Origin of the sequence: Vibrio splendidus 12E03 (assembly GCF_000272105.2) — a bacterium.
Taxonomy (GTDB): domain Bacteria; phylum Pseudomonadota; class Gammaproteobacteria; order Enterobacterales; family Vibrionaceae; genus Vibrio; species Vibrio splendidus_I.
Genome location: NZ_AJZD02000335.1, coordinates 17,005 through 41,675, shown reverse-complemented (window position 1 = coordinate 41,675; position 24,671 = coordinate 17,005). Strand labels below are relative to the sequence as shown.

Below are 24,671 nucleotides of genomic sequence, written 5' to 3'. Positions count from 1 at the left end.
TCGTCGGTTCAAATCCGGCTCCCGCAACCAATTTCAATGCTATTATATAGCTTGTATTGGTAGCAAGTTTGCACAGTGTGAACCTCACTGTGAGTTAAGTGCGATATCGAATATGATGGCACTTAACATATAAGGGTCCAGCAACAAAAACCCCGGCTTATACGGGGTTTTTTGTTATCTAAGCATTTGTAAATGTATTTAGATAATGTTTGCTTGGAATTTAAATTGGGCTTTGAGCCCTTTTTTTGTTTCTGGAGTGGTTAAATGACTGGTTTAGAAAGACAACTTACTGAAATGCTTGACGCTCCAGTAGCAGCATCAGGTTATGAGTTAGTTGGATTAGAATTTATTCGTGCTGGTGAGCACTCAACGCTACGTATTTACATCGATTCACCAAACGGTATCAATGTAGATGATTGCGCTGAAGTTAGTCACCAAGTAAGTGCCGTAATGGACGTTGAAGATCCAATTTCAGTGGCTTATAACCTTGAAGTGTCTTCACCTGGTTTAGAGAGACCACTGTTCAAAGCAGAGCATTACCAACAATTTATTGGTCACGAGGTAAGCATCGTTTTGAAAATGGCTGTCGGCAACCGTCGTAAATGGAAAGGTGATATCCAATCTATCGAAGGCGAGACAGTGAAAGTATTGGTTGAAGGACAAGAAGAAGAATTCGTCCTGAGCAATATTGCGAAAGCTAACCTGATCCCTAAATTTTAGTTCTCCTAGAGAGAAGAGCTTAAGAGGCTAGATTAATGAACAAAGAAATTTTGGCGGTAGTAGAAGCTGTTTCAAATGAGAAAGCAGTTCCTCGTGAGCGTATTTTTGAAGCGCTTGAAATCGCGCTTGCAACGGCAACAAAAAAGAAAAGCGAACTAGAAATCGAAGTTCGTGTTGAAATTGACCGTAAAACGGGTGATTTCGAAACTTTCCGTCGTTGGGAAGCTGTTGAGGAAGTTGAATTCCCAACAAAAGAAATCTCTATTGAAGCTGCAAAGTACGATGACCCAGAGATCGAACTTGGCGGTTTCATTGAAGATGACATCGAATCAGTAACGTTTGACCGTATTACGACTCAAACGGCTAAGCAAGTTATCGTACAGAAAGTACGTGAAGCTGAACGCGCTCAAATCGTTGAGCAGTTCATCGATAACGAAGGCGAGCTAGTAACTGGCGCAGTTAAGAAAGTTAACCGTGACACTATTATCTTAGACCTTGGTAACAACGCTGAAGCGGTAATCCTTCGTGATGACCAACTTCCTCGTGAAAACTTCCGTCCAGGTGACCGTGTTCGTGGTCTTCTTTACGCAGTTAAACCAGAAGCTCGTGGTTTCCAGCTTTTCGTTACTCGTTCGAAGCCAGAAATGCTAGCTGAACTATTCCGTGTTGAAGTGCCTGAAATTGGTGAAGAGCTAATTGAACTTAAAGGTGCTGCACGTGACGCTGGTTCTCGTGCTAAAATCGCTGTGAAAACAAACGACAAACGTATTGACCCAGTTGGTGCGTGTGTTGGTATGCGTGGCGCACGTGTACAAGCTGTTTCTAACGATCTTGGTGGTGAGCGTATTGATATCGTTCTTTGGGATGATAACCCGGCTCAATTCGTAATCAACGCAATGGCTCCTGCTGATGTTGCTTCAATCATCGTTGATGAAGATGCACACTCTATGGATATCGCTGTTGAAGCGGATAACCTAGCACAAGCGATTGGCCGTAGCGGTCAAAACGTACGTCTAGCTTCTCAACTTACTGGTTGGGAACTGAACGTAATGACTGTTGCTGATCTCGAGAAGAAGCACCAAGAAGAAGCAGTTGCTTCTATTGAAAACTTCATGAAGCACCTAGACATTGAAGAAGACTTTGCTCAAATGCTTGTTGAAGAAGGTTTCTCTACGCTTGAAGAAGTAGCATACGTTCCTGTGAACGAGCTTCTTGAAGTAGATGGTCTAGACGAAGGTATCGTTGAAGAACTACGTAACCGTGCAAAAGACGCACTGACTACTCTAGCGCTAGCGAAAGAAGAAACTTTCGACGGTGTTGAGCCTGCTGAAGACTTACTTGCACTTGAAGGTCTTGAGCGTGAAATGGCTTACAAGCTAGCAGCAAAAGGCGTTGCGACACTGGAAGACCTAGCTGACCAAGGCGTTGATGAACTAGAAGGCATCGAAGACCTAACTGCAGAACGTGCAGGCGAGCTAATTATGGCTGCGCGTAACATCTGTTGGTTCGGCGACGAAGAATAATTCAGCAAGGAGAGAAAGCGGTATGACACAATTAACAGTTAAAGCACTGAGTGAAGAGATTGGTACGCCAGTTGACCGCTTAATTGAACAACTTGCTGATGCAGGCATGAAGAAAGCAGGGTCGGATCAAGTGACTGATTCAGAGAAGCAAACATTGCTAACGCACCTTAAAAAGGAGCACGGCGATACTTCAGGCGAAACAGAACCGACTCGTTTAACTCTTCAACGCAAGACCCGCAGCACGCTAAGTGTTGCCGCTGGAGGCGGTAAGAGTAAGGATGTTCAAGTAGAGGTACGTAAAAAGCGTACTTACGTGAAGCGCAGCACTATTGAAGATGAAGCGAAACGTGAAGCTGAGGAAGTAGCTAATCGTGAAGCGGAAGAGAAAGCACAACGCGATGCTGAAGAGCAAGCGAAACGTGATGCTGCAGAGAAAGCACAGCGCGAAGCCGAAGAAAAAGTAACACGTGAAGCGGATGCAAAACGTGAAGCTGAAGAGAAGGCTCAACGCGCACAAGCTGAAAAGGCTAAAAAAGACATGAATTCAAAAAATGCAGACGCTAACGCACAAGCGAAAAAAGAAGCGGATGAACTTAAAGCTCGTCAAGAGCTAGAAGCAACTCGTAAAGCAGAAGCTGAAGCAGCTAAGCTTGTTGAAGAAGCTCGTAAGTTAGCAGAAGAGAACCAAGAACGTTGGTCTGAAGAAGAGAAGAAGAAGAAAGAGCAAGAGAAATCTGCGGATTACCATGTGACTACTTCTACTTACGCTCGTGAAGCTGAAGATGCGGCAGATAAAAAAGATGAGAAAGCACCTCGTCGTCGCAAGAAGAAAGCAGTTCCTGCTAACCAACCGGCAAACAACCGTGGTGGTCGTAACCAACGTGGTCGTGGCGGTAAAGGTAAGCTTGCTAAACCAACGTCAATGCAGCAAGGCTTCGATAAGTCAGCAACTGTTGCTAAATCTGACGTTGCTATCGGCGAAACTATCGTTGTTTCTGAACTGGCTAGCAAAATGTCAGTTAAAGCAACTGAAGTTATCAAAGTAATGATGAAGATGGGCGCTATGGCGACTATCAACCAAGTGATTGACCAAGAAACAGCACAACTTGTTGCTGAAGAAATGGGTCACAAGGTAATCCTACGTAAAGAAAACGAACTTGAAGAAGCAGTACTAGCTGACCGTGATAGCGATGCTATCGCTGAAGGTCGAGCTCCTGTTGTTACTATCATGGGTCACGTTGACCACGGTAAAACTTCAACACTTGATTACATTCGTAAAGCACACGTTGCTTCTGGCGAAGCTGGCGGTATCACGCAGCACATTGGTGCTTACCACGTAGATACTGACAACGGCATGATCACTTTCCTTGATACTCCTGGACACGCGGCGTTTACAGCTATGCGTGCTCGTGGTGCTCAAGCGACAGATATCGTTGTACTTGTAGTTGCAGCAGACGATGGCGTAATGCCACAAACAATCGAAGCAATCCAGCATGCGAAAGCGGCAGGCGTTCCTCTGATTGTTGCTGTGAACAAGATCGATAAAGAGGGTGCAAACCCAGACAACGTTAAGAATGAGCTAGCTCAATACGACGTTATTCCTGAAGAATGGGGCGGTGAGAACATCTTCGTTCACATCTCTGCTAAACAGGGTACAAACATCGATGGTCTTCTAGAAGCAATCCTTCTTCAGTCTGAAGTTCTTGAACTTACAGCGGTTAAAGAAGGCATGGCGTCTGGTGTTGTTGTTGAATCTCGTCTTGATAAAGGTCGCGGTCCAGTTGCAACAGTACTAGTACAGTCTGGTACTCTAAACAAAGGCGACATCGTTCTTTGTGGTCAAGAGTACGGCCGTGTTCGTGCAATGCGCGATGAGAACGGTAAAGACATCGAAACTGCAGGTCCATCTATTCCTGTAGAAATTCTAGGTCTTTCTGGTGTTCCTTCGTCAGGCGATGAAGCGACTGTTGTACGTGATGAGCGTAAAGCACGTGAAGTTGCGAACTACCGTCAAGGTAAATTCCGTGATGTTAAACTAGCTCGCCAACAAAAAGCGAAACTAGAGAACATGTTCGCGAACATGACGGCTGGCGAAGTTGCTGAGCTTAACGTTGTACTTAAAGCTGACGTTCAAGGTTCTGTAGAAGCGATTGCTGACTCTCTACTGAAACTGTCTACTGACGAAGTTAAAGTGAACATCGTAGGTTCTGGTGTTGGTGGTATTACTGAAACTGATGCAACTCTTGCTGCAGCTTCTAACGCTATCATCCTTGGTTTCAACGTTCGTGCTGACGCAACTGCGCGTAACACGGTTCAGAACGAAAACCTAGATCTACGTTACTACTCAATCATTTACCAACTGATTGACGAAGTTAAACAGGCGATGGGCGGTATGCTTGCTCCTGAATTCCGTCAAGAGATCATTGGTCTTGCACAAGTTCGTGACGTATTTAAGTCGCCTAAACTTGGTGCAATCGCTGGTTGTATCGTTACTGAAGGTACGATTAAGCGTAGCAACCCAATCCGTGTACTTCGTGAAAACGTTGTTATCTACGAAGGTGAACTAGAGTCACTTCGTCGCTTTAAAGATGACGTACAAGAAGTTAAGAACGGTTACGAGTGTGGTGTCGGCGTTAAGAACTACAACGACGTTCGCGTTGGTGACCAGATCGAAGTATTCGAAATCGTTGAGGTTAAACGTACTCTAGACTAATCAGTCTGTACGACTCGACATATTGACTAAGGTTACTAACATTACTAGTAAAGGTAATAAGTAATCGGTTGTTGAATACACCATGGGGGGCTGGTAATTACCAAGCCCCCCATCTTTCTAAGTGAGAAAAGAAAATGTCAAAAGAATTTAGCCGCACACAACGTGTGTCTCAGCAGCTTCAAAAAGAGCTTGCGCTTATCCTACAACGTGAAGTTCGTGACTCACGTATTGGTATGGTAACTATCTCAGACGTAGAAGTGTCTCGTGACCTTGCTTACGCAAAAGTGTTCGTGACTTTCCTATGTGTTGGTGAGCAAACTCCTGAATCATGTCTTAAAGCTCTTAAAGAGCATGAAGTGCCAGTTCGTATGGCTCTTGGTAAGCGTATTCGCCACCGTCTAACGCCTGAAGTTCGTTTTACTTACGACAACACACTAGTAGAAGGCATGCGTATGTCTAACCTAGTAAGTGAAGTTCTGAACGACGACAAGCGTAAGCAAGAAGAAGCTGGCCGCACTGACGAAACTCAGTCTAAGGGCGAAGAGTAATGGCTCGCCGTCGTAAAGGTCGCCCTATCAACGGGGTAATTCTATTAGATAAGCCGACTGGTATTTCGTCTAATGATGCACTGCAAAAAGTAAAGCGTATTTACTTTGCAGAGAAGGCAGGGCACACCGGTGCTCTGGATCCTCTTGCGACTGGCATGCTGCCAATTTGTCTTGGTGAAGCAACGAAGTTCTCTCAGTTTCTTTTAGATTCTGATAAGCGCTACGTTGTTATTGCTAAGCTTGGTGAGCGTACCAATACTTCTGACTCTGATGGTGAAGTGGTTGAGACACGTGATGTTAACGTGACTCAAGAACAGCTCGAGCGTTGCATTGCGAGCTTCAAGGGTGAAACCGATCAGATACCATCAATGTTTTCGGCATTGAAGTATCAAGGTAAGCCTTTGTACGAATACGCACGTGCAGGTATCGAGGTTCCTCGTGAGTCTCGTAAGATCACTGTGTACTCTATTGAACTGCTTCGCTTTGAAGGCGATGAAGTTGAAATGGAAGTGCATTGTTCGAAAGGCACATACATCCGCACAATTACCGATGATCTTGGTGAAATGCTCGGTTGTGGTGCTCATGTGACCATGCTTCGTCGTACTGGTGTAGCAAAGTACCCATACGAGCGTATGGTGACTTTGGAGCAGTTAAACGAGATCCTAGAGCAAGCACAGACGCAAGAAATTGCACCGAAAGAGCTGCTTGATCCTCTGCTGATGCCAATGGACACTGCTGTTGAAGACTTACCAGAAGTAAACCTGAACGCGGAACTGACTGACTTAGTTCAGCACGGTATGCCAGTTCAGGTTGCTGGTGCGCCAACGGAAGGCACGGTTCGTATGACAAGTGGCGAAGAGAAGCTGTTTGTCGGCGTTGCTCAGATTGCTGAAGATGGCCGAGTTGCACCGAAGCGTTTGGTTGTTTTCAGAGATGAAGAACCACAAGCGTAGCGCTTACATCGAGTCAGATCTTAGCGGTTCGCCTTGAAATGCGAGCAAATAAGATAGAAAGCGAACGCCTAATTTAGGTGGTTCGCTTTTTTCGTTTTTAATGGGTTCGATTGTTATTGCACCAACTGATAAACTTCCCTATAATCCTCGGCTCGCGTAGCGGCTGAATCAGAGATTGGCTGCTACAAATATAAACTTACTCTTATCAGGAGAGAATTATGTCTCTGAATGCAGAAACTAAAGCAGCAATCGTTGCAGAATACGCACAATCTGAAGGCGACACAGGTTCACCAGAAGTACAAGTAGCACTACTTACTGCTTCTATCAACCACCTACAAGGTCACTTCAAAGCGCACAAACACGATCACCACAGCCGTCGTGGTCTACTACGTATGGTTTCTAGCCGTCGTAAGCTTCTTGATTACTTGAAAGGCAAAAACCTTGCTCGTTACCAAGACCTAATCAAGCGTCTAGGCCTACGTCGCTAATAGCGATGTCTGCAAAGACAGTTTGAAGAAAAGGAGCATTTATGCTCCTTTTTTTGTGCCTGTAAGAAAATGCTAGACCGGATGCTCAGAATATCATCTGGCTTTTTCTGATAGGAAATATATCTCCTAATAAAAATAGTTTATACTACGCCCGCCTATAGCGTTTTCAGCGTTTGGCAATCAACCTCTCAAGAGATTACAGTCACAGATGTCGGCCAATAGGTCGCGACTATTCAAAGGCGGATTTGGTCCTAATTCGGCGTATGAACTCATACAAAGAGTCACCATCCTAAGTCCCTTTTCACTAGTCGCGATTGGTAATGTCTTGAGTCATTATTCACTTAATCTAAAGTCTGACTTTAGAGCTAAGGATATACAATGTTTGAAAAACCAGTTGTAAAATCGTTCCAGTACGGTAACCACACCGTTACTCTAGAAACGGGCGTAATTGCACGTCAAGCTACTGCTGCTGTAATGGCGACTATGGACGATACTTCAGTATTCGTTTCTGTTGTTGCTAAGAAAGAAGCAGTTGCAGGTCAAGACTTCTTCCCACTAACAGTAAACTACCAAGAGCGTACATACGCTGCGGGTAAAATCCCTGGTGGTTTCTTCAAGCGTGAAGGTCGTCCATCTGAAGGCGAAACACTAACAGCTCGTCTGATTGACCGTCCAATTCGTCCACTTTTCCCAAGTGCGTTTAAAAACGAAGTTCAAGTTATCGCTACGGTTGTTTCTATCAACCCTGACGTAAACCCAGACATGATCACTATGATCGCAACGTCTGCTGCACTTGCTATCTCTGGTGCTCCATTCAATGGTCCTATCGGTGCTGCACGTGTTGGTCACATCGACGGCGAACTAGTTCTTAACCCATCAAATACTGAGCTTGAAAACTCTAAACTAGACCTAGTTGTGTCTGGTACAGAAGGCGCAGTACTTATGGTTGAATCTGAAGCAGATAACCTGTCTGAAGAAGAAATGCTTTCAGCTGTTGTTTACGGTCACGACCAACAACAAGTTGTAATCAAAGCAATCAACGAGTTTGCTGCTGAAGTTGCAACTCCATCTTGGAACTGGGAAGCGCCAGCAGTTAACACTGAGCTTAAAGCTCAAGTTGCTGAACTTGCTGAAACACGTTTATCTGACGCGTACCAGATCACTGAGAAAATGGCTCGTTACGAGCAAGTTGGCGCAATCAAGAACGACGTTGTTGAAGCTCTAATCGCACAAGACGAAAACCTAGATGAGCGCGAAATCCGCGGCATGCTTGGTTCTCTAGAGAAAAACGTAGTACGTAGCCGCATCATCGCTGGCAACCCACGTATCGATGGCCGTGAAAAAGACATGGTTCGTGCGCTAGACGTACGTACTGGTGTTCTTCCACGTACACACGGTTCTTCTCTATTCACTCGTGGTGAAACTCAAGCACTTGTTACTGCAACGCTTGGCACACAACGTGATGCTCAAATCATCGACAGCCTAATGGGTGAGAAGAAAGACAACTTCCTTCTACACTACAACTTCCCTCCATACTGTGTAGGTGAAACTGGTTTCGTTGGTTCTCCTAAGCGTCGTGAAATTGGTCACGGTAAGCTTGCTAAACGTGGTATCCAAGCAGTAATGCCTTCTGTTGAAGAATTCCCATACACAGTTCGTGTTGTATCGGAAATCACAGAATCTAACGGTTCTTCTTCAATGGCTTCTGTATGTGGTACATCTCTAGCGCTTATGGATGCTGGTGTTCCAATCAAAGCTTCTGTTGCGGGTATCGCAATGGGTCTTGTTAAAGAAGGCGACGATTTCGTTGTTCTTTCTGACATCCTTGGCGACGAAGATCACCTAGGTGACATGGACTTTAAAGTAGCAGGTACTAACGCTGGTATCACTGCACTTCAAATGGACATCAAGATTGAAGGTATCACTAAAGAGATCATGCAAATTGCACTTAACCAAGCGCAAGGTGCACGTAAGCACATCCTTTCTGTAATGGATGAAGCTATCTCTGGTGCTCGTGAAGATATCTCTGAATTTGCTCCACGTATCCACACAATGAAAATCAGCTCTGATAAGATCAAAGATGTTATCGGTAAAGGCGGCGCAGTTATCCGTGCTCTTTGTGAAGAAACGGGTACTACAATCGAAATCGAAGACGATGGCACAATCAAGATTGCTGCTACTGAAGGCGCAGCTGCTAAAGAAGCTATCCGTCGTATCGAAGAGATCACAGCTGAAGTTGAAGTTGGCCGCATTTACCAAGGTAAAGTTGCTCGTCTAGCTGACTTCGGTGCATTCGTTACTATTCTTCCAGGTAAAGATGGTCTAGTACACATCTCTCAAATTGCTGACAAGCGCGTTGAGAAAGTGTCTGACTACCTAACTGAAGGTCAAGAAGTTCCTGTTAAGGTTCTTGAAATTGACCGTCAAGGCCGTGTACGTCTAAGCATGAAAGAAGCAGTTGAAACGCCAGCTGAAGGCGAAGCACCTGCTGCTGAGTAATTCTCAGTGTGTCGATGGTGATATCGCTTTTTAGTGATTTCTAACCTATCGTCAACAAAGCATGTTATAAAGGGGAGCATATCGCTCCCCTTTTTTATTGCGGTCATAACAGGAGTAATTATTTGTGAAATGGTTTCAAACCGCGAGTATGTGTTTACTGCTTGTACTAACAGGTTGTGCGACAACATCAGATAACACCTCACGTTGGGTTTATCCACCGATGGCTGTGCCACTGCAACCAAGCGTTCAGCAAGAAGTTCAAATTGCACGTCTTAGTCAGTTATTACAGCGCCCAGATTTGAACGATGAAGTTCGAGCTAAGATGCTGTTTGAACGTGGTAACTACTACGACAGTGTTGGCCTGCGTGATCTCGCGCGCCTTGACTTCAACCAATCTCTTTCATTGAACCCTGCTCAACCTGATATCTTCAATCTTTTGGGTGTTTACTTTACGCAGGTAGGGGAGTTTGATGCGGCTTATGAATCTTTTGATTCTACGTTAGAGCTTGATCCTGCAAACTCTTACGCAGAAAGAAACCGCTCTATCGCGCTTTATTATGGCGAGCGTTACGACTTAGCCAATGAAGAGATGATGAAGCACTATGCCGATGATCCTAGCGATCCGTTTCGCGCTCTTTGGTTGTACATCATTCAGCATGAGCTAACGCCAGAACAAGCTAAGCTTGATTTACAAAAACGTTATGAGAGTCGTGATGAGCAGTGGGGCTGGGTATTAGTTGCGATTATGCTTGATGACATCACTGAAGAGCAGGCTTTCAAGGCGATCTTAACCGGTACTCGCGACAACACGCTACTTGCGCAGCGCCTAACAGAGACGTACTTCTACCTTGCTAAGCGTTACCACATGAATGGTGACTACGCGAATGCGATCTCTTTGTACAAGTTAGCGGTTTCTTTTAACGTGTATGAATACGTAGAACACCGTTACTCTTTCTTAGAGTTAAGCCGTATCTTCACCACGCTTAAAGCTGAGCACTTAGCACAAGTTAAGTTAACTGAGGCCGAAGAAGAAGCCAACGCTAAGTAAGCAACACATTTTGATTCCGAAAAGCCGCTGCCTGTCAGCGGTTTTTTTATGCTCCTTTTTTATGATCTTCATCTCGTTTTGATTGCTTTTTATTTAAACAATACTAAAATAGTTAGCCTTGCTAACTAAATGCTATTCTTTGATTAGGTGAGTATGCTGAACCAGAATTTAGAAAAGATTGAGCGCTTCGCCTCTAAGATATGGCGCACTCAGGTAAATGAAGATCCTATCTGCCAATTGAGCTTCAATGAGTATGACTATTTGAAGGTCATACAAGCCTCTCCTGAACCGATCCGATTGACTGATCTGGCGATTGAAATGCAGGTGACCAAGCCTTCAGCAACCACTATGGTTCAAAGGCTAGAGAGAAAAGGTCTCGTTGAGCGTAAAGCTTCGCTCGAAGATGCGAGGTCTAAGTTGGTCGTATTGACCAGTAAAGCTGAAGTGGGTTTGGAAGAAGAAAGTAAGATCTATCAGGTAATGGCACAGATACTGGAAAGTCGTTTGTCTGAGCAAGAATCTCAGCAGCTAAACCTATTATTAAATAAAGCTTTGAAGTAACTAATTTAGATATTTAGTTAGCCTTGTTAACTAATTTTCGAGTCATATCTTGTTGATATGCGACTCACAAATGAAAGTAGAGTAAGAAATGAGTAACTCAATTAGTCGCCAGTTTTGGCGATACACAATCCCTACCGTGGCGGCCATGTTGGTTAATGGCCTGTACCAAGTGGTGGATGGCATCTTCATTGGCCGGTATGTGGGGGCTGATGGACTTGCAGGTATCAATGTCGCGTGGCCTGTGATTGGTTCGATTCTCGGTATTGGTATGTTGGTGGGTGTGGGTACAGGTGCGCTTGTCTCGATTCGCCAAGGTGAAAAAGATACTCAAGACGCTAAGCAGATCTTAGCAACGGGCTTAACCTTGTTGTTAGCGATAACGCCTATTGTCTCTGCATTGCTGTTCTTGTTTGCTGATAACTTCTTGCTTTGGCAGGGCGCTGAAGGGCGAGTGTATGAACTTGGTCTGCAGTACTTACACATTCTGATTGGTGCCAGTGTCTTCACGCTAGGTTCGATCGCGATGCCGTTTCTACTGCGTAACGATGACAGTCCGAACTTAGCGACGATACTGATGATCGTTGGTGCGGTGATTAATATCGTGCTCGATTACCTGTTTATCGCTCTCTATGGCTGGGAGTTGATGGGTGCAGCATTAGCAACAGCGATTGCCCAGTTTGTAGTAACGGCTCTCGGCTTGGCTTACTTCTTCTCGCGTCGAGCAAACCTACGTTTACGTTGGAATGAGTTGAGATTGAAGCTGGATGTGATTCCACAAATCTTCGCCATTGGTACATCAAGCTTCTTTATGTACGCTTATGGTTCGATGATGGTGGCGCTGCACAATGCGTTGTTCTCTCAATATGGCGACCAGTTGATGATTGGCGCGTACGCGATTTTGGGCTACATCGTGACGGTGTACTACCTCACGGCTGAAGGTATCGCCAATGGCATGCAACCATTAGTGAGCTACAACCATGGTGCGCGTAACCAAGCGAACATCCGTAAGTTACTTAAGATAGCGATGATGAGTTCGGTATTGATTGGTGTGGCGTTCGTGCTGCTTCTGAACGCGTTCCCACGTGAGTTTGTGTCAGTATTTAACTCAGACGAACCTCAGCTGGTTGAGTACACCGTGTTGGGTATTCGACTTCACATGTTTGCACTGGCGCTGGATGGCTTCTTGGTAGTAGCAGGTGCTTACTATCAGGCAGTGAACAAGGGCAGCAAGGCGATGTTTGTGACGATAGGCAATATGCTGATCCAGTTACCTTTCTTGTACATTATGCCTAAGTTGTATGGTGTACCGGGGATCTGGATTGCGTACCCACTGTCTAACATCGCGCTAAGTGTTGTGGTGATGGTGATGCTCTACAAAGACTTAAAGAAGCTCGATGCCTCACCGATGGAAACCGCGGCGGCATAGGTTGTGTTTCTTAAGTTGAATTAAAAAGGTCTAGCGAATGCTAGACCTTTTTTGTATCTGTTTCTGGTTAGTTCAATGCGAGGAACTAGATGTTCTTAACGTCTAAACCTGCAAGTTGGTGCCAGTAACCGTTGCATTGACGGCTTTCAATCTTCATCGGTTGTTGACCTTGCTCATTGGCTCTGAAGTTATTGATTTCAGAGAAGGTATCGATACCGAGTGGGCTTAAACGAACCACATCAACCAGGTCGTGCATATTTGGCAAATCATTGACTAAGTTGTAGCAGTAGCCTGATTGCGTCTGGATACCATTAAGGTTGAATACTGATTGGCCTTCTTGGCTTTCTACTTGTAGACCGGTTGGGTACTTGATACAGCAGGTTTCGCAATCGTCTTTAGCTTTGTTTTCAGCGCGAGCGGTAAAGCAGCGTGCCGAGTAAGCAAGCGGCAGGTAGCCGTGGCTAAACACTTCAACTTCGAACTTGTTACGAATATTTAGCTCTTCACACTGGGTCATCACGTTGCTTAGCCATTCGCGAGAAAGCTCAACCGGCATACACCAACGCGTCATACCTTGTTTCAAGAACAGGTTCAGCGTGCGTGCGTTGTAGGTGTTTACTGCAGGGCCAACCACGAAAGGTACTTTGCTTTCGCTGGCTAGTTGAATTGCAGATACATCATTAGCTTCGATAGCAAAGTCACCGTTATCAATGTACTTCTTCATGATGTTGACTTCGCTTGGCGCTTCGAGCAATGCCATGGTCGAGAGGACAACTTGCTTACCTGAAGTAGACAGCTCTTTAGCAATGTCCATCCAGTGTTTCGCTTTCATCTCACGACGCTTTGAACACACGGCTTCACCTAGGTAGATGATGTCGGCAGAGCTTGATTTCGCTTGCTCATAGAAGCTTTCAACGTCTTGTTTTGGCCAAAAATAAAGTAGAGGGCCTAATGCGTATTTCATTGAGTTCTCCATTTGGCTCTATTGCCATTTACGGTGATAAGCGCCAAGCGTGGTTTGTGTACCTTCAGATACATTCGCCAGTGTCGCATTCCAAGCTTGTTCCACTTGGTATTGTTCTGGGTTCGCTAAGTAGCGATCGATAGCTGCGCGCCAAGTGCGAGTGACTTGTTCAACATAAGCAGGGCTACGCTGGCGACCTTCAATCTTCACTGAGGCAACGTTTGCCGCGAAAAGCTCAGGCAACATGGATAGCGTGTTGAGGCTGGTTGGCTCTTCAAGTGCGTGATAGCGCTTACGTTCACCATCGATCTCGGCTTCAAAGCGGCCTTTACACAGCGTTGGGTAACCTGCGTTTTCACCTGCTTCGTACTTATCAATAAGGATTTCGTTCAAGCGAGATTCGAGGCCAGTTTCTGTTTCTTGCCAGCGAACGTATTTTGCCGGAGAACAAGCACCAACAGTATTTGGTGATTCGCCTGTCATGTATGAAGAGAGGTAGCAACGGCCTTCTGCCATGATACACAAGCTACCAAAAGCGAATACTTCAAGGTCAACGTCAGAAGTGATGTTACGAGAAAGCTGTTTGACCTGATGAATCGACAACACACGCGGCAGTACGACACGCTTAACGTTGAAGTTTTTATGGTAGAAGTCGATAGCCGCCGCATTGGTCGCAGATGCTTGCACTGACAGGTGCAGTTCGAGATCTGGATACTTATTTGCTGCGTACTCAAGCACCGCGATGTCTGCGATGATCAGCGCATCAACACCCAGAGCTGCGGCGTTGTCTACGGCATTGGTCCAACGGTCGAAGCCATTTGGGTGAGCAAACGTATTTAGGGCAACATGAATTTTCTTGTTGTGGTCATGCACATACTGCACAGCACGATCGAGCTTTTTACCCGCAAAGTTTAGGCCTGCAAAGTGTCGGGCATTGGTATCGTCTTTGAATCCGATATAGACAGCATCCGCACCACAATCAATAGCGGTTTTCAAAGCAGGTAAGTTACCCGCTGGGCATAAGAGTTCCATTTGCTCACTACCAGTAGAATTAAGTTGATGCGAGCATTTTATGAAGAATTGTGAATGACGGAATTGATGTAAGGCAGGTTTAGATGGATAAATCTGCTTTTACTCCGTTTGAGGTACTGACGAATCGTGGTTTTGTGTATTGGTTTCGCTTAGGCGGTAAGGTATTTGAGTCGTTTAATTAGTTCTTATGACGGCGGTTTTGGGCAAACAACTCTTCGACATCTTGTTTTGGTTGCGGACGATAGAAGTGGAAGCCTTGAATCGAACTACAGTTGAGGTTAGACAGCAAAGTCGCTTGTTCACTGGTTTCGACACCTTCTGCAACCACGGTCAAATCGAGAGATTTACCTAGGTTGATGATGTTTTCAATTACGGTGATTTGCTTTGGTAGGGTATCGATATCAGAGATGAAAGCACGGTCTATCTTAAGCTCATCAATTGGGAAGCGAGCAAGGTAAGACAGTGAAGAGTAACCGGTACCAAAATCATCAATGGAGAGAGCAAAGCCAAGTTTCTTGATGGCGTTAAGCATTTGAAGTGTGTGTTCACTATCACTCATTACCGCGCTTTCCGTTAGCTCAAACGTAATCGCACTTGGGTCAAGCTCGGTCGAACACAGCAATTTTTCCATATAATCAATCAGCTTTGGATTACCAAACTGTTCTGGAGATAGGTTGATCGCGACACGACCTGGAAGGATACCTTGCATCTTCCAGCGCTTAACCGTAGCAAATACTTCACGCATTACCACTCGGCCAAGTTGTTCGATAAGACCAGCTCGCTCCGCTACAGGAATGAACGCAGCAGGACTGATATAACCTTCGACAGGATGCTTCCAACGTACCAGAGCTTCAGCGCCGTTGATAGTGAAGTCACGCGCATTGACCTTAGGTTGATACCAAACCTCAAGTCCATTCTGTTGCAGCGCTTTTTGTAGCTCTATCTCAAGCCACAGTCGCATGCGCGCTTCTTTGTTCATCTGTTCGTTGAACTTGATCAGGCGGTTGCGCCCACGATCTTTCGCTTCATACATTGCTGTGTCTGCATTTTGCAGCAAGATGCGAGCATCAGTACCATCTTGAGGAAAGCTCACGCTACCAATTGAGCAGGCTAAGCGTTTGCTAAAGTGGTGAAGATCGAAGGGTTGGTTGATCAGGGATATGATCTTTTCAGCGAGCATTTCAGGTGTTCGCTGATGTTCAGGTTCTGGCAAGATAATACCAAACTCATCCCCGCCTAAATGCCCAATCACGGCCTTACGAGGCAGTAGGCGTTTAAGGCGCGAAGCGACCTCTTTTATCACCTTGTCACCGATATGATGACCAAGTGAGTCATTGATATTCTTAAAGTTATCAATGTCTAAGTAGAGCATCACCACCGGCGTATCGTTGTGAATGAACTGCTCAAGACGCTTAGTAAACCCAACTCGGTTGTAGAGCTTAGTCAGTGCGTCGATGTAGGCATCTTCACTGTTTGCCGGTGTATATTGTTTTGCGGTTTCTTGTGCGTCTTGGATAAGCACCAACTGAGTATTACTTCCAAGAACAGTGGTGGAGTCGATGTTGAGCTGAACCTTACGTTCAAAGCCGCATCGGGCACCCGTTAAGCAAACCAAACCAGACTCAGAAATAATAGAGCTGAGGTTATTATTAAAGACTGTTTTGGTTTGTTCATCGATAAATAGGCGTCCCAACTCTTCACCAATTAACTCTGTGGTTGAGTTAAAGCCAAGCAAGCGCGCTGCTGCTGGGTTAGATGACAAGATGTAGTCACTTTCAACGAGCAGTAATCCGTCTGGGAGTAGTTGAGATAGCTTGTGGAATTTGGCTTCGGATTCTTCTAAAGAACGGACAAGTACTTGGTTTTCTGATGTGTCGAAGGCGTGAAAGACGATGTAGTCGGTTTTGTTGCCGTTGGTAAGCGGAGATAGGCTGAAATGAAGGCTGGTATCGAGGTCAGTTTCGTTGAGGGTGACTTCGGCCTCAATCGTTTCGCCACTGAATGCACGCTCATAGTAAGGCTTGAGATGTTGGTAGAATTGTTCGCCCAATGTTTGGCGGTCATTCATGCCTGCAAGCTCTGTTTGACTCAAACCAGCAATATCGCAGTAACGCTCATTCACCATAAAATAGTTATGTTGGGCATCAAGTACTGCAAAAAAGAACGGACTATTTGCAGTTAGCTGGGTAAACCAATGTTGTAGTTGCTGGGGAGGCATCAAAGTACTACCAATTCTCCAAGAGCTTGAATATTCACTATCGATAAATATTTATTACTTTTTGTGTGGCTATCGATATTTACCTGTGAGTGCAGCGATCCGCTGTAATTCTCATGACCTGAGTTACTATAACTGTGATTTTCAGGATATTAAAGGTCGAGTATCAAACAGAAGTTAATTTGATACATAACAGTAACTGAGATCTCAACATCATCTAAGATGCATTCCATATTATTGACAAAGTTACGGATAAGTCACGTGATAAACAAGATTCGCACTCAACTAGTTCAAAATGCCGCATCAATTTTGCGATCTCCAGTCCAGTTATTGCCTAAAACAGTACAAAAAAGAGCCTTGTTGGAGGCGCTTAAGAATGTATTCAAGGAAGCTTTAGAGGACGGTGACTTTGAGTTTTTAGAAGACAAATGGCTGAAAGTCTCAATAAAAGACATGGGGTTAAGTTGGTGTATTAGCTACAAAAATGAGCAACTGGTTGTAGCTGATAAAGAGGTGGCTGAAGATGTAAGCTTTAGCGGCAATCTTAACGATCTTGTGTTAATTGCGGGGCGTAAAGAAGACCCAGATACGCTTTTCTTCCAACGTAGACTGTCTATTGAAGGCGATACCGAGCTCGGTTTAGAAGTTAAAAACTTGATGGATAGCGTAGATTTGGACTTATTGCCGACTCCTATGAAAACTTTGTTAAATCAATTAGCTGATTTTGTGCAGAAGGGAGTACAATCCCCAGATACACAAAGTGAGGTAATGAATGCTTATTCGAACTGAAGCACCGGCAGATATACTTGTCATTGATCGTTTATTGAAATCTGTTTTTGAAACAGATGTAGAAGCTAACTTGGTTATGAGCTTACGTGAGAATAGCCATTTAACGCTATCGTTGGTGGCTTGTTCTGATGAAGGCGAGGTGGTTGGTCACCTGATGTTTAGCCCTATCACTCTTGATGGCGACGATCATAACTGGCAAGGGCTTGCGCCTCTCGCTGTGAAAGAAGAGTTCCGCAACCAAGGTATTGCCAAATCTCTAGTTGAAGATGCGTTTTCCACTTTGGTTGATTTTGGTTACCCAGCTTGCGTTGTGCTTGGTGATCCTGCTTATTACAGCCGCTTTGGTTTCAAGGCTGCGAGCGAGTTTGGTCTGCGTTGTGTTTGGGATGTGCCTGAAGGCGCTTTCCAAGCGATTGAGTTGGTAGACGGTGCGTTTGCTGGACATGCTGGTGAGATAGCTTACAGCCCAGAGTTCAACGACTTATAAGCTGATTTATCACGCAATAAGATACAAACTGTTTTAGTCTAAATAAAGGAGCTTGATGCTCCTTTATTTTTTGTTAGTATCAGTCCAGTTCTAATAAGCGCTCTTTCAATAGAGGCAGCTTTCACAAAACTAGTTCTAACAAACTTCTGGTTTCAATAAACTTTGGCTCCAATAAACTTAAGGTTACTACCGCTAGATATGTCACAAACACACGCGCAATACCTACAAGAGATGGGCATTAGCCAATGGGAACTAAGTCACCCAGAGCGTTTAGCAGGTTATGAATCTGAATTGACTCCGCTCTCGAACGATTGCAAGTTGCTGTTGGTTTCGCCTGAAAAACCTCAGGAAGATCTCGCTGTGATGTTTGAGCGAGTACTCAAAAGTATCAAGCTCGACTTATCTCAGGCTTTACACCTTCAACCGAAACACTTGTTTACTGTGGATTTAGGTTCGGTTGAGTGGGTATGGTTTGCTGGTTGCGAGTCGCCTCAAGAGCTGAAGGTTAAAACACTTCAATCGCCATTACTGTCTGACATTAACGGTAACAACCAACACCGCCGCGACTTATGGCAACAAATTTGTGCTTATGACTAATCAATTTTTACCGACTTCACAACAACACCTAGATGCCATTTGGAAGATAGAGCAGGCCGCGCATTCTCACCCTTGGTCTGAAACCATGATCCGAGATCTTGATAGCCGAGGCGCTTGTCATCATGTGCTTGAAGTCGATGGGCAAGTGGTCGGATACTTCTTCGCGCAAAACATCGTTGGTGAAGTCACGCTACTTAATATTGCGGTAGACCCAAGCCAGCAGGGCAAAGGGTATGGAAAAGCGTTAACGGAACATTTTCTTGATATGTGCGAACAAGCTGACGCGGAAAGCGCTTGGCTAGAAGTTCGCGAAAGTAATGTGAACGCGTTTAATCTTTACGAAAAGGCCGGTTTCAATGAAGTTGATCGCCGTCGTAACTATTATCCAACCAAGCAAGGCAACGAAGACGCCATCATTATGAGCTATCTTTTTATGTCTTTTAGCTAGTCATACTGTAGCTTTTGGCTAAGCAGAGAGTACGCGAAAAATAGGGTGTAAACTGACCCTTTAGAAAGTGACACGCTTTCTGTATAATCCGCACACAGAATTCAAGGGCAAGTATCATCTACTTGCCCTTTTTACGCTTTAGATCAGCAAAGGGCGACTATGTCTTTCCAACAAGAAGTGAGCAAACGTAGAACGTTTGCGATTATCTCTCACCCGGATGCGGGTAAAACCACGATTACTGAAAAAGTTCTTTTATTCGGAAACGCGATTCAAAAAGCGGGTACCGTAAAAGGCCGTGGCTCTAACCAGCACGCTAAATCTGACTGGATGGAGATGGAAAAAGAACGTGGTATCTCGGTAACTACGTCGGTAATGCAATTCCCATACAATGATTGCCTAGTAAATCTACTAGATACTCCAGGACACGAAGATTTCTCGGAAGATACGTACCGTACGCTAACAGCGGTTGACTCTTGTTTGATGGTTATCGATGCTGCGAAAGGTGTCGAGGATCGTACTCGTAAACTAATGGAAGTAACGCGTCTACGTGATACGCCAATCGTAACGTTTATGAACAAACTTGACCGTGACGTTCGTGACCCAATGGAAGTGCTTGATGAAGTAGAGAGCGAGCTAGGTATGGCTTGTGCTCCTATCTCATGGCCAATTGGTTGTGGTAAAGAGTTTAAAGGTGTTTACCACATTCACCGTGATGAAACGATCTTGTATGAATCTGGCCACGGCCATGAGATCCAAGAAGTTCGCATCATCAAAGGTCTAGATAACCCTGAGCTAGATGAAGCGGTAGGTGCTGATCTTGCGGAAAGCGTACGTGAAGAGCTAGAGCTTGTTATCGGTGCTTGTCCTGAGTTTGATCACGAACTGTTCCTTGCGGGTGAACTAACGCCGGTTTACTTCGGTACTGCATTAGGTAACTTTGGTGTTGACCACATGCTTGATGGTCTAACGAAATGGGCTCCAGCACCTCAAACGCGTCAAGCGAACGAGCGTGATGTTGAAGCGATCGAAGAGAAGTTCTCTGGTTTCGTATTTAAGATCCAAGCAAACATGGACCCTAAACACCGTGACCGTATCGCATTCATGCGTATCGTTTCGGGTACTTACAACCAAGGTATGAAGATGAACCATGTTCGTACTGGTAAGAGTGTAAGTATCTCTGATGCGGTAACCTTCATGGCGGGTGACCGTGCGCGTGCTGAGAAAGCATACGCAGGTGATATTATCGGTCTACATAACCACGGCACTATCCAGATTGGTGATACCTTTACTCAAGGTGAGAGCCTGAAGTTCGCTGGTATTCCTAACTTCGCACCTGAGCTATTCCGTCGTATTCGTCTGCGCGATCCACTTAAGCAGAAGCAACTTCTAAAAGGCTTAGTTCAGCTTTCAGAAGAGGGCGCAGTACAAGTATTCCGTCCTATGCAAAACAACGACCTGATCGTTGGTGCGGTTGGTGTGCTTCAGTTCGACGTGGTTGTAGCGCGTTTGAAAGCGGAATACAACGTAGAAGCTATCTACGAAGGTGTTAACGTTGCAACAGCTCGTTGGGTTGAATGTGATGACGCTAAGAAACTAGAAGAATTCAAACGTAAGAACCAATCTAACCTAGCGCTAGATGGCGGTGACAACCTGTCTTACATCGCACCAACTATGGTGAACTTGAACCTAGCTTCTGAGCGTTTCCCTGCAGTTCAGTTCCGAGCGACGCGCGAGCACTAATAACTCCGCGCTCTATTCGAGTTAAACAAAAACGTCTATTGTTCTGCAATAGGCGTTTTTTAATGCGTTTTATTTGAGGTTTAAAGGCTGAGGTTAGAGGCAGTTATGTTGGGTTGGATAAAAGCTTGGGTTAGGAAATACGATAAGTGGTGTGAAGAGCTTGGCTTAACGCTTGAGAATAAGCGTAGCTGTGTGCCTCATCACCGTGATCCTCAAGGGAAACAAACAGAGAGTAGGGAAGATGACACAGCAAATAAGTGACTTTCCGCTGTTTGATACTCATTGCCATGCGGATTTTGAGGCGTTTGAGCAAGGCTTTACACCTGAACAAAGTATTGATGGCTATCTTAAAGAAGCAAAGCAAGCCCAAGTTGAGAAGCTGCTGATTCCTTCTATTGGTAAAAGTAACTGGAAAAAAGTCGACAAAATCGCTCAATCTCACTCCAATGTTTACTATGCGTTAGGCTTCCATCCTTACTTTTTAGATCAGGCCAATGACGAGCAATTTTCGGAACTTCGCCAATTACTCTCTTCAAAAAACAGCCAATGTGTCGCGATAGGTGAGTGCGGGCTCGACTTTTTTGTGGACGTTGAACGAGAGAAACAAGAGCGCTTTTTCATCCAACAAATGGAGCTTGCGAAGGAGTTTGACCTGCCTTTAATCATCCATGAGAGGAAGTCTTACAACCGACTTATCGAGCTAATAAAGCAGTATAAGTTCACCTTAGGTGGTGTGATTCACGGTTTTTCTGGGAGTGAACAGCAAGCTTTAGCGTGGATCAAGCTCGGTTTCTATATTGGCGTCGGTGGAACGATAACTTACCCAAGAGCGCAAAAAACACGCACAGCCATCGCAAAATTGCCCCTTGAATGCTTGGTATTGGAAACGGATGCTCCGGACATGCCCATGTATGGAAACCAAGGAAATGTTAATCATTCCAAACATTTAGTTACGATCTTAAATGAACTTTTTTTGCTTAGAAAAGAGCCAAAGCAATCGATTGCAGCGCAAATTTGGCAAAATAGCCATCGCTCATTCGGTATATGTGAATAAAATCGAAGGTTTTTGTTTATCGTTTGCGTAAATTGCACTGAGCTTGTGATTTGGCTCACATTTGTGTGTGAATGGTACATGAATCTTCTACGAAAGTGTGAGGACGGCATTACTTTATTAGTGGTCGCATGAGTATAATTGCCTCCGCTTTATAGCCCCATTTTGTAACACGCCAATAAATAACTAATAAGGAAGTCATAAACTATGAGCCTGTTTATGAGCCTAGTCGGAATGGTTGCACTGATCGCAATCGCAGTACTACTATCTGACAACCGCAAAGCTATTAATCTAAGAACAGTGGGTGGCGCTTTCGCTATCCAATTCGCACTTGGTGCATTCGTACTTTACATCCCTTGGGGTCGTGATCTACTTGCAGGTTTCTCTGCTGGTGTAGCAAACGTGATCGACTACGGTAAAGACGGTACTGGTTTCCTATTCGGCAGCCTAGTTAACTTCTCAGTTGACGGTATCGGTTTCATCTTTGCTTTCCAAGTACTACCAACTCTGATTTTCTTCTCTGCACTTATCTCTGTACTTTACTACATTGGTGTTATGCAAATTGTAATCAAAGTTCTTGGTGGTGGTCTTCAGAAAGCTCTAGGTACTTCTCGCGCCGAGTCTATGTCTGCAGCAGCAAACATTTTCGTTGGTCAAACTGAAGCACCTCTAGTTGTTCGTCCATTTGTTCCTAAAATGACTAACTCTGAACTATTCGCAGTAATGTGTGGTGGTTTGGCTTCTGTAGCTGGTGGTGTACTAGCAGGTTACGCATCTATGGGTGTACCTCTAGAGTACCTAGTTGCAGCGTCATTCATGGCAGCACCTGGTGGTCTACTATTCGCTAAAATCATCAAGCCTGAAACAGATACGCCAGATGACAACATCGCTGACGAAATGGACGGTGGCGATGACAAACCAGCTAACGTTATCGACGCAGCAGCAGGTGGCGCATCAGTTGGTCTACAACTAGCACTTAACGTTGGTGCAATGCTACTAGCATTCATCGGTCTAATTGCTCTAATCAACGGTATCCTAGGTGGCATCGGTGGTTGGTTCGGTATGGAAAACCTAACTCTAGAACTTCTTCTAGGTTGGATCTTCGCACCGCTAGCATTCATCATTGGTGTTCCATGGGAAGAAGCAACTATCGCTGGTTCTTTCATTGGTCAGAAGACAGTTGTTAACGAATTCGTTGCATACCTAAACTTCGTACCATACGTTGGTGAAAACGCTCAAGTTGTTGCAGCAACTGGTCAAGTGATGTCTGAGAAGACTCAAGCTATCATCGCATTCGCACTATGTGGTTTCGCAAACCTTTCTTCAATTGCGATTCTTCTAGGTGGTCTAGGTGGTATTGCACCAAGCCGTCGCCACGACATCGCACGTATGGGTGTTAAAGCGGTAATTGCTGGTACTCTATCTAACCTGATGGCAGCAACAATTGCTGGCTTCTTCCTGTCTTTCTAATTAGTTAGATATCGATATATAGACGCCATAATAATATCGCCCCGTAGCAAGAAATTGCTGCGGGGCTTTTTTGTTTTTAGGCCTGCCGTTTTTAGTATATGCACGCGCTTATGCTTAGATTCGATGTAGGGTCTAGAATGTTTTTTTGAGATACAAACCGTTTGCGTTCTAAGGAGCACTACAATTTATTGATGGATACCTATAATGTATAAGCTAAAGGGATAGGGTGTCTCTGTTGGCAAGAAAGTAACCTCGAAATCAACTCGAACGTTATTCTTCTGGGATTAAGCCAAAATTAGCGATACGCTATAGATGTTAGACACAACATGACTGATTTGTTGTGCCATAGACCAAACTGGTACTGTGCGGTGACAAGGATTGCAATTGGTAGCGAAAGTTATCAAGTCTTCAGGGAACCAAGTCCGTTCATTTGTGGCTACTGAGCATTACTAAAATATCCATCTATACTGGATGGAGGGCGAAGTAGTTAACTATTTGAATATATTGATCGGAGATAGAAATGAGCGATTTAAAAGCAGCAGCTCTACGTGCACTTAAACTTATGGACCTAACTACGCTAAATGACGATGACACTACAGAAAAAGTAGTGGCGCTTTGTCATGACGCGAAGACTGCAGTAGGCAACACCGCTGCAATCTGTATTTACCCTCGCTTTATCCCAGCAGCTAAGAAAGCGTTGCGTGAGCAAGGTACTCCAGAAGTACGCATTGCGACTGTAACTAACTTCCCTCATGGTAATGACGACATCGAAATTGCTGTTGCAGAAACAAAAGCAGCGGTAGCGTACGGCGCAGACGAAGTTGACGTAGTATTCCCATACCGTGCTCTTATTGCTGGCAACGAAGAAGTTGGCTTTGAGCTAGTTAAACAGTGTAAAGCAGCTTGTGGTGACATCACGCTTAAAGTGATCATCGAAACAGGTGAATTGAAAGAAGAAGCACTGATCAAGAAAGCTTCTCAAATCTGTATCGAAGCAGGTGCAGACTTCATCAAAACTTCAACAGGTAAAGTGCCAGTAAACGCGACTCCAGAGTACGCGCGCATGATGCTTGAAGTTATTCGTGACATGGGCGTTGCTAAAACAGTTGGTTTCAAACCAGCTGGTGGCGTACGTACTGCTGAAGATGCAGCACTATACCTAGCAATGGCTGATGAGCTATTAGGCGCTGAGTGGGCAGACAACATGCACTACCGTTTTGGTGCTTCAAGCCTACTAACTAACCTTCTTAATACATTAGAAGTGACAGACCAAACTGCTGATCCAGCAGCATACTAATATCCCAATCGGGTGTAACAAGATTTAGTCTGTTTGGTGGAGTGGCGTTAAGCCACTCCATATTACCTCTTTCCCCTACAAACCATACTCACTAGAGTTTGG

Annotated in this window: 22 protein-coding genes; 19 read left to right on the top strand and 3 right to left on the bottom strand. The window is 44.8% G+C overall.

Annotation, left to right across the window (positions count from 1 at the left end; genetic code table 11):
- Nucleotides 1–264 precede the first annotated feature (264 nt).
- The 10 genes from rimP (at nucleotide 265) to A142_RS21695 (ending at nucleotide 12,479) form a co-directional block, all read left to right on the top strand.
- Entirely contained in the window at nucleotides 265–720 is a 456-nt protein-coding gene (gene rimP / locus A142_RS21740) for a ribosome maturation factor RimP (protein WP_004738265.1), read from the top strand.
- A 35-nt stretch (nucleotides 721–755) separates the two neighbouring features.
- A complete protein-coding gene (gene nusA, locus A142_RS21735; RefSeq protein ID WP_017059230.1) occupies nucleotides 756–2,243 on the top strand; it encodes a transcription termination factor NusA in 1,488 nt (495 codons plus the stop codon).
- A 22-nt stretch (nucleotides 2,244–2,265) separates the two neighbouring features.
- Complete coding sequence (gene infB, locus A142_RS21730; protein WP_019819860.1) at nucleotides 2,266–4,956, top strand: translation initiation factor IF-2; 2,691 nt, start codon at nucleotides 2,266–2,268, stop codon at nucleotides 4,954–4,956.
- A 134-nt stretch (nucleotides 4,957–5,090) separates the two neighbouring features.
- Nucleotides 5,091–5,504, top strand: a complete 414-nt coding sequence (gene rbfA / locus A142_RS21725; protein WP_017065964.1) for a 30S ribosome-binding factor RbfA — start codon at nucleotides 5,091–5,093, stop codon at nucleotides 5,502–5,504.
- Nucleotides 5,504–6,457: a tRNA pseudouridine(55) synthase TruB gene (gene truB, locus A142_RS21720; protein WP_019819856.1), complete on the top strand. Its 954-nt coding sequence runs from the start codon at nucleotides 5,504–5,506 to the stop codon at nucleotides 6,455–6,457. Before rbfA ends, truB begins: the two co-directional genes overlap by 1 nt.
- A gap of 218 nt (nucleotides 6,458–6,675) precedes the next feature.
- Nucleotides 6,676–6,945 (top strand): 30S ribosomal protein S15, encoded by a 270-nt coding sequence (gene rpsO / locus A142_RS21715; protein WP_010436144.1) that lies wholly within the window; start codon nucleotides 6,676–6,678, stop codon nucleotides 6,943–6,945.
- 378 nt (nucleotides 6,946–7,323) lie between these two features.
- Entirely contained in the window at nucleotides 7,324–9,444 is a 2,121-nt protein-coding gene (pnp, locus tag A142_RS21710; protein WP_019819855.1) for a polyribonucleotide nucleotidyltransferase, read from the top strand.
- 124 nt (nucleotides 9,445–9,568) lie between these two features.
- Nucleotides 9,569–10,492 carry a lipoprotein NlpI gene (nlpI, locus tag A142_RS21705; RefSeq protein WP_019819854.1) on the top strand — a complete coding sequence of 308 codons (924 nt, stop codon included), beginning with the start codon at nucleotides 9,569–9,571 and terminating at the stop codon, nucleotides 10,490–10,492.
- 153 nt (nucleotides 10,493–10,645) lie between these two features.
- Nucleotides 10,646–11,053 (top strand): MarR family winged helix-turn-helix transcriptional regulator, encoded by a 408-nt coding sequence (locus A142_RS21700; protein WP_017056675.1) that lies wholly within the window; start codon nucleotides 10,646–10,648, stop codon nucleotides 11,051–11,053.
- Nucleotides 11,054–11,141: 88 nt separating this feature from the next.
- Nucleotides 11,142–12,479 (top strand): MATE family efflux transporter, encoded by a 1,338-nt coding sequence (locus A142_RS21695; protein ID WP_019819852.1) that lies wholly within the window; start codon nucleotides 11,142–11,144, stop codon nucleotides 12,477–12,479.
- An 85-nt stretch (nucleotides 12,480–12,564) separates the two neighbouring features.
- On the opposite strand, the gene A142_RS21690 is transcribed toward A142_RS21695, so the two are convergent.
- The 3 genes from A142_RS21690 to A142_RS21680 form a co-directional block, all read right to left on the bottom strand.
- Nucleotides 12,565–13,443 carry a U32 family peptidase gene (locus tag A142_RS21690; RefSeq protein ID WP_019819851.1) on the bottom strand — a complete coding sequence of 293 codons (879 nt, stop codon included), beginning with the start codon at nucleotides 13,441–13,443 and terminating at the stop codon, nucleotides 12,565–12,567.
- An 18-nt stretch (nucleotides 13,444–13,461) separates the two neighbouring features.
- Nucleotides 13,462–14,475 (bottom strand): ubiquinone anaerobic biosynthesis protein UbiU, encoded by a 1,014-nt coding sequence (gene ubiU / locus A142_RS21685; protein WP_017068227.1) that lies wholly within the window; start codon nucleotides 14,473–14,475, stop codon nucleotides 13,462–13,464.
- 178 nt (nucleotides 14,476–14,653) lie between these two features.
- Nucleotides 14,654–16,693 carry a sensor domain-containing protein gene (locus tag A142_RS21680; protein ID WP_019819849.1) on the bottom strand — a complete coding sequence of 680 codons (2,040 nt, stop codon included), beginning with the start codon at nucleotides 16,691–16,693 and terminating at the stop codon, nucleotides 14,654–14,656.
- A 258-nt stretch (nucleotides 16,694–16,951) separates the two neighbouring features.
- Between A142_RS21680 and ubiT the strand changes: the two genes are divergently transcribed.
- The 9 genes from ubiT (at nucleotide 16,952) to deoC (ending at nucleotide 24,569) form a co-directional block, all read left to right on the top strand.
- Complete coding sequence (gene ubiT, locus A142_RS21675; RefSeq protein WP_032545250.1) at nucleotides 16,952–17,479, top strand: ubiquinone anaerobic biosynthesis accessory factor UbiT; 528 nt, start codon at nucleotides 16,952–16,954, stop codon at nucleotides 17,477–17,479.
- Nucleotides 17,463–17,966 carry a GNAT family N-acetyltransferase gene (locus A142_RS21670; RefSeq protein ID WP_019819847.1) on the top strand — a complete coding sequence of 168 codons (504 nt, stop codon included), beginning with the start codon at nucleotides 17,463–17,465 and terminating at the stop codon, nucleotides 17,964–17,966. Before ubiT ends, A142_RS21670 begins: the two co-directional genes overlap by 17 nt.
- A gap of 198 nt (nucleotides 17,967–18,164) precedes the next feature.
- Nucleotides 18,165–18,563 (top strand): DNA polymerase III subunit psi, encoded by a 399-nt coding sequence (locus tag A142_RS21665; RefSeq protein ID WP_019819846.1) that lies wholly within the window; start codon nucleotides 18,165–18,167, stop codon nucleotides 18,561–18,563.
- Nucleotides 18,556–19,011, top strand: a complete 456-nt coding sequence (gene rimI, locus A142_RS21660) for a ribosomal protein S18-alanine N-acetyltransferase (protein ID WP_029405257.1) — start codon at nucleotides 18,556–18,558, stop codon at nucleotides 19,009–19,011. Before A142_RS21665 ends, rimI begins: the two co-directional genes overlap by 8 nt.
- Before the next feature lie 159 nt (nucleotides 19,012–19,170).
- Entirely contained in the window at nucleotides 19,171–20,751 is a 1,581-nt protein-coding gene (gene prfC, locus A142_RS21655; RefSeq protein WP_019819842.1) for a peptide chain release factor 3, read from the top strand.
- A 105-nt stretch (nucleotides 20,752–20,856) separates the two neighbouring features.
- Nucleotides 20,857–21,012, top strand: coding sequence for a DUF5363 family protein (locus A142_RS25035; RefSeq protein WP_158008810.1), 156 nt, complete (start codon nucleotides 20,857–20,859; stop codon nucleotides 21,010–21,012).
- Nucleotides 20,993–21,805: a TatD family hydrolase gene (locus A142_RS21650; protein ID WP_050546508.1), complete on the top strand. Its 813-nt coding sequence runs from the start codon at nucleotides 20,993–20,995 to the stop codon at nucleotides 21,803–21,805. The genes A142_RS25035 and A142_RS21650 overlap by 20 nt, the downstream gene beginning before the upstream one ends.
- Nucleotides 21,806–22,009: 204 nt before the next feature.
- Entirely contained in the window at nucleotides 22,010–23,272 is a 1,263-nt protein-coding gene (locus A142_RS21645) for a NupC/NupG family nucleoside CNT transporter (protein WP_017058833.1), read from the top strand.
- A gap of 520 nt (nucleotides 23,273–23,792) precedes the next feature.
- Nucleotides 23,793–24,569 carry a deoxyribose-phosphate aldolase gene (gene deoC, locus A142_RS21640; protein WP_010436196.1) on the top strand — a complete coding sequence of 259 codons (777 nt, stop codon included), beginning with the start codon at nucleotides 23,793–23,795 and terminating at the stop codon, nucleotides 24,567–24,569.
- Nucleotides 24,570–24,671 lie beyond the last annotated feature (102 nt).

Excerpts from the sequence above, each read along its gene's own strand:
- rimP (WP_004738265.1), top strand. The coding sequence starts at position 265 with ATGACTGGTTTAGAAAGACAACTTACTGAAATGCTTGACGCTCCAGTA.
- nusA (WP_017059230.1), top strand. The coding sequence starts at position 756 with ATGAACAAAGAAATTTTGGCGGTAGTAGAAGCTGTTTCAAATGAGAAA.
- infB (WP_019819860.1), top strand. The coding sequence starts at position 2,266 with ATGACACAATTAACAGTTAAAGCACTGAGTGAAGAGATTGGTACGCCA.
- rbfA (WP_017065964.1), top strand. The coding sequence starts at position 5,091 with ATGTCAAAAGAATTTAGCCGCACACAACGTGTGTCTCAGCAGCTTCAA.
- truB (WP_019819856.1), top strand. The coding sequence starts at position 5,504 with ATGGCTCGCCGTCGTAAAGGTCGCCCTATCAACGGGGTAATTCTATTA.
- rpsO (WP_010436144.1), top strand. The coding sequence starts at position 6,676 with ATGTCTCTGAATGCAGAAACTAAAGCAGCAATCGTTGCAGAATACGCA.
- pnp (WP_019819855.1), top strand. The coding sequence starts at position 7,324 with ATGTTTGAAAAACCAGTTGTAAAATCGTTCCAGTACGGTAACCACACC.
- A142_RS21700 (WP_017056675.1), top strand. The coding sequence starts at position 10,646 with ATGCTGAACCAGAATTTAGAAAAGATTGAGCGCTTCGCCTCTAAGATA.
- A142_RS21695 (WP_019819852.1), top strand. The coding sequence starts at position 11,142 with ATGAGTAACTCAATTAGTCGCCAGTTTTGGCGATACACAATCCCTACC.
- A142_RS21690 (WP_019819851.1), bottom strand. The coding sequence starts at position 13,443 with ATGAAATACGCATTAGGCCCTCTACTTTATTTTTGGCCAAAACAAGAC.
- ubiU (WP_017068227.1), bottom strand. The coding sequence starts at position 14,475 with ATGGAACTCTTATGCCCAGCGGGTAACTTACCTGCTTTGAAAACCGCT.
- A142_RS21680 (WP_019819849.1), bottom strand. The coding sequence starts at position 16,693 with ATGCCTCCCCAGCAACTACAACATTGGTTTACCCAGCTAACTGCAAAT.
- A142_RS21670 (WP_019819847.1), top strand. The coding sequence starts at position 17,463 with ATGCTTATTCGAACTGAAGCACCGGCAGATATACTTGTCATTGATCGT.
- A142_RS21665 (WP_019819846.1), top strand. The coding sequence starts at position 18,165 with ATGTCACAAACACACGCGCAATACCTACAAGAGATGGGCATTAGCCAA.
- rimI (WP_029405257.1), top strand. The coding sequence starts at position 18,556 with ATGACTAATCAATTTTTACCGACTTCACAACAACACCTAGATGCCATT.
- prfC (WP_019819842.1), top strand. The coding sequence starts at position 19,171 with ATGTCTTTCCAACAAGAAGTGAGCAAACGTAGAACGTTTGCGATTATC.
- A142_RS25035 (WP_158008810.1), top strand. The coding sequence starts at position 20,857 with ATGTTGGGTTGGATAAAAGCTTGGGTTAGGAAATACGATAAGTGGTGT.
- A142_RS21650 (WP_050546508.1), top strand. The coding sequence starts at position 20,993 with ATGACACAGCAAATAAGTGACTTTCCGCTGTTTGATACTCATTGCCAT.
- A142_RS21645 (WP_017058833.1), top strand. The coding sequence starts at position 22,010 with ATGAGCCTGTTTATGAGCCTAGTCGGAATGGTTGCACTGATCGCAATC.
- deoC (WP_010436196.1), top strand. The coding sequence starts at position 23,793 with ATGAGCGATTTAAAAGCAGCAGCTCTACGTGCACTTAAACTTATGGAC.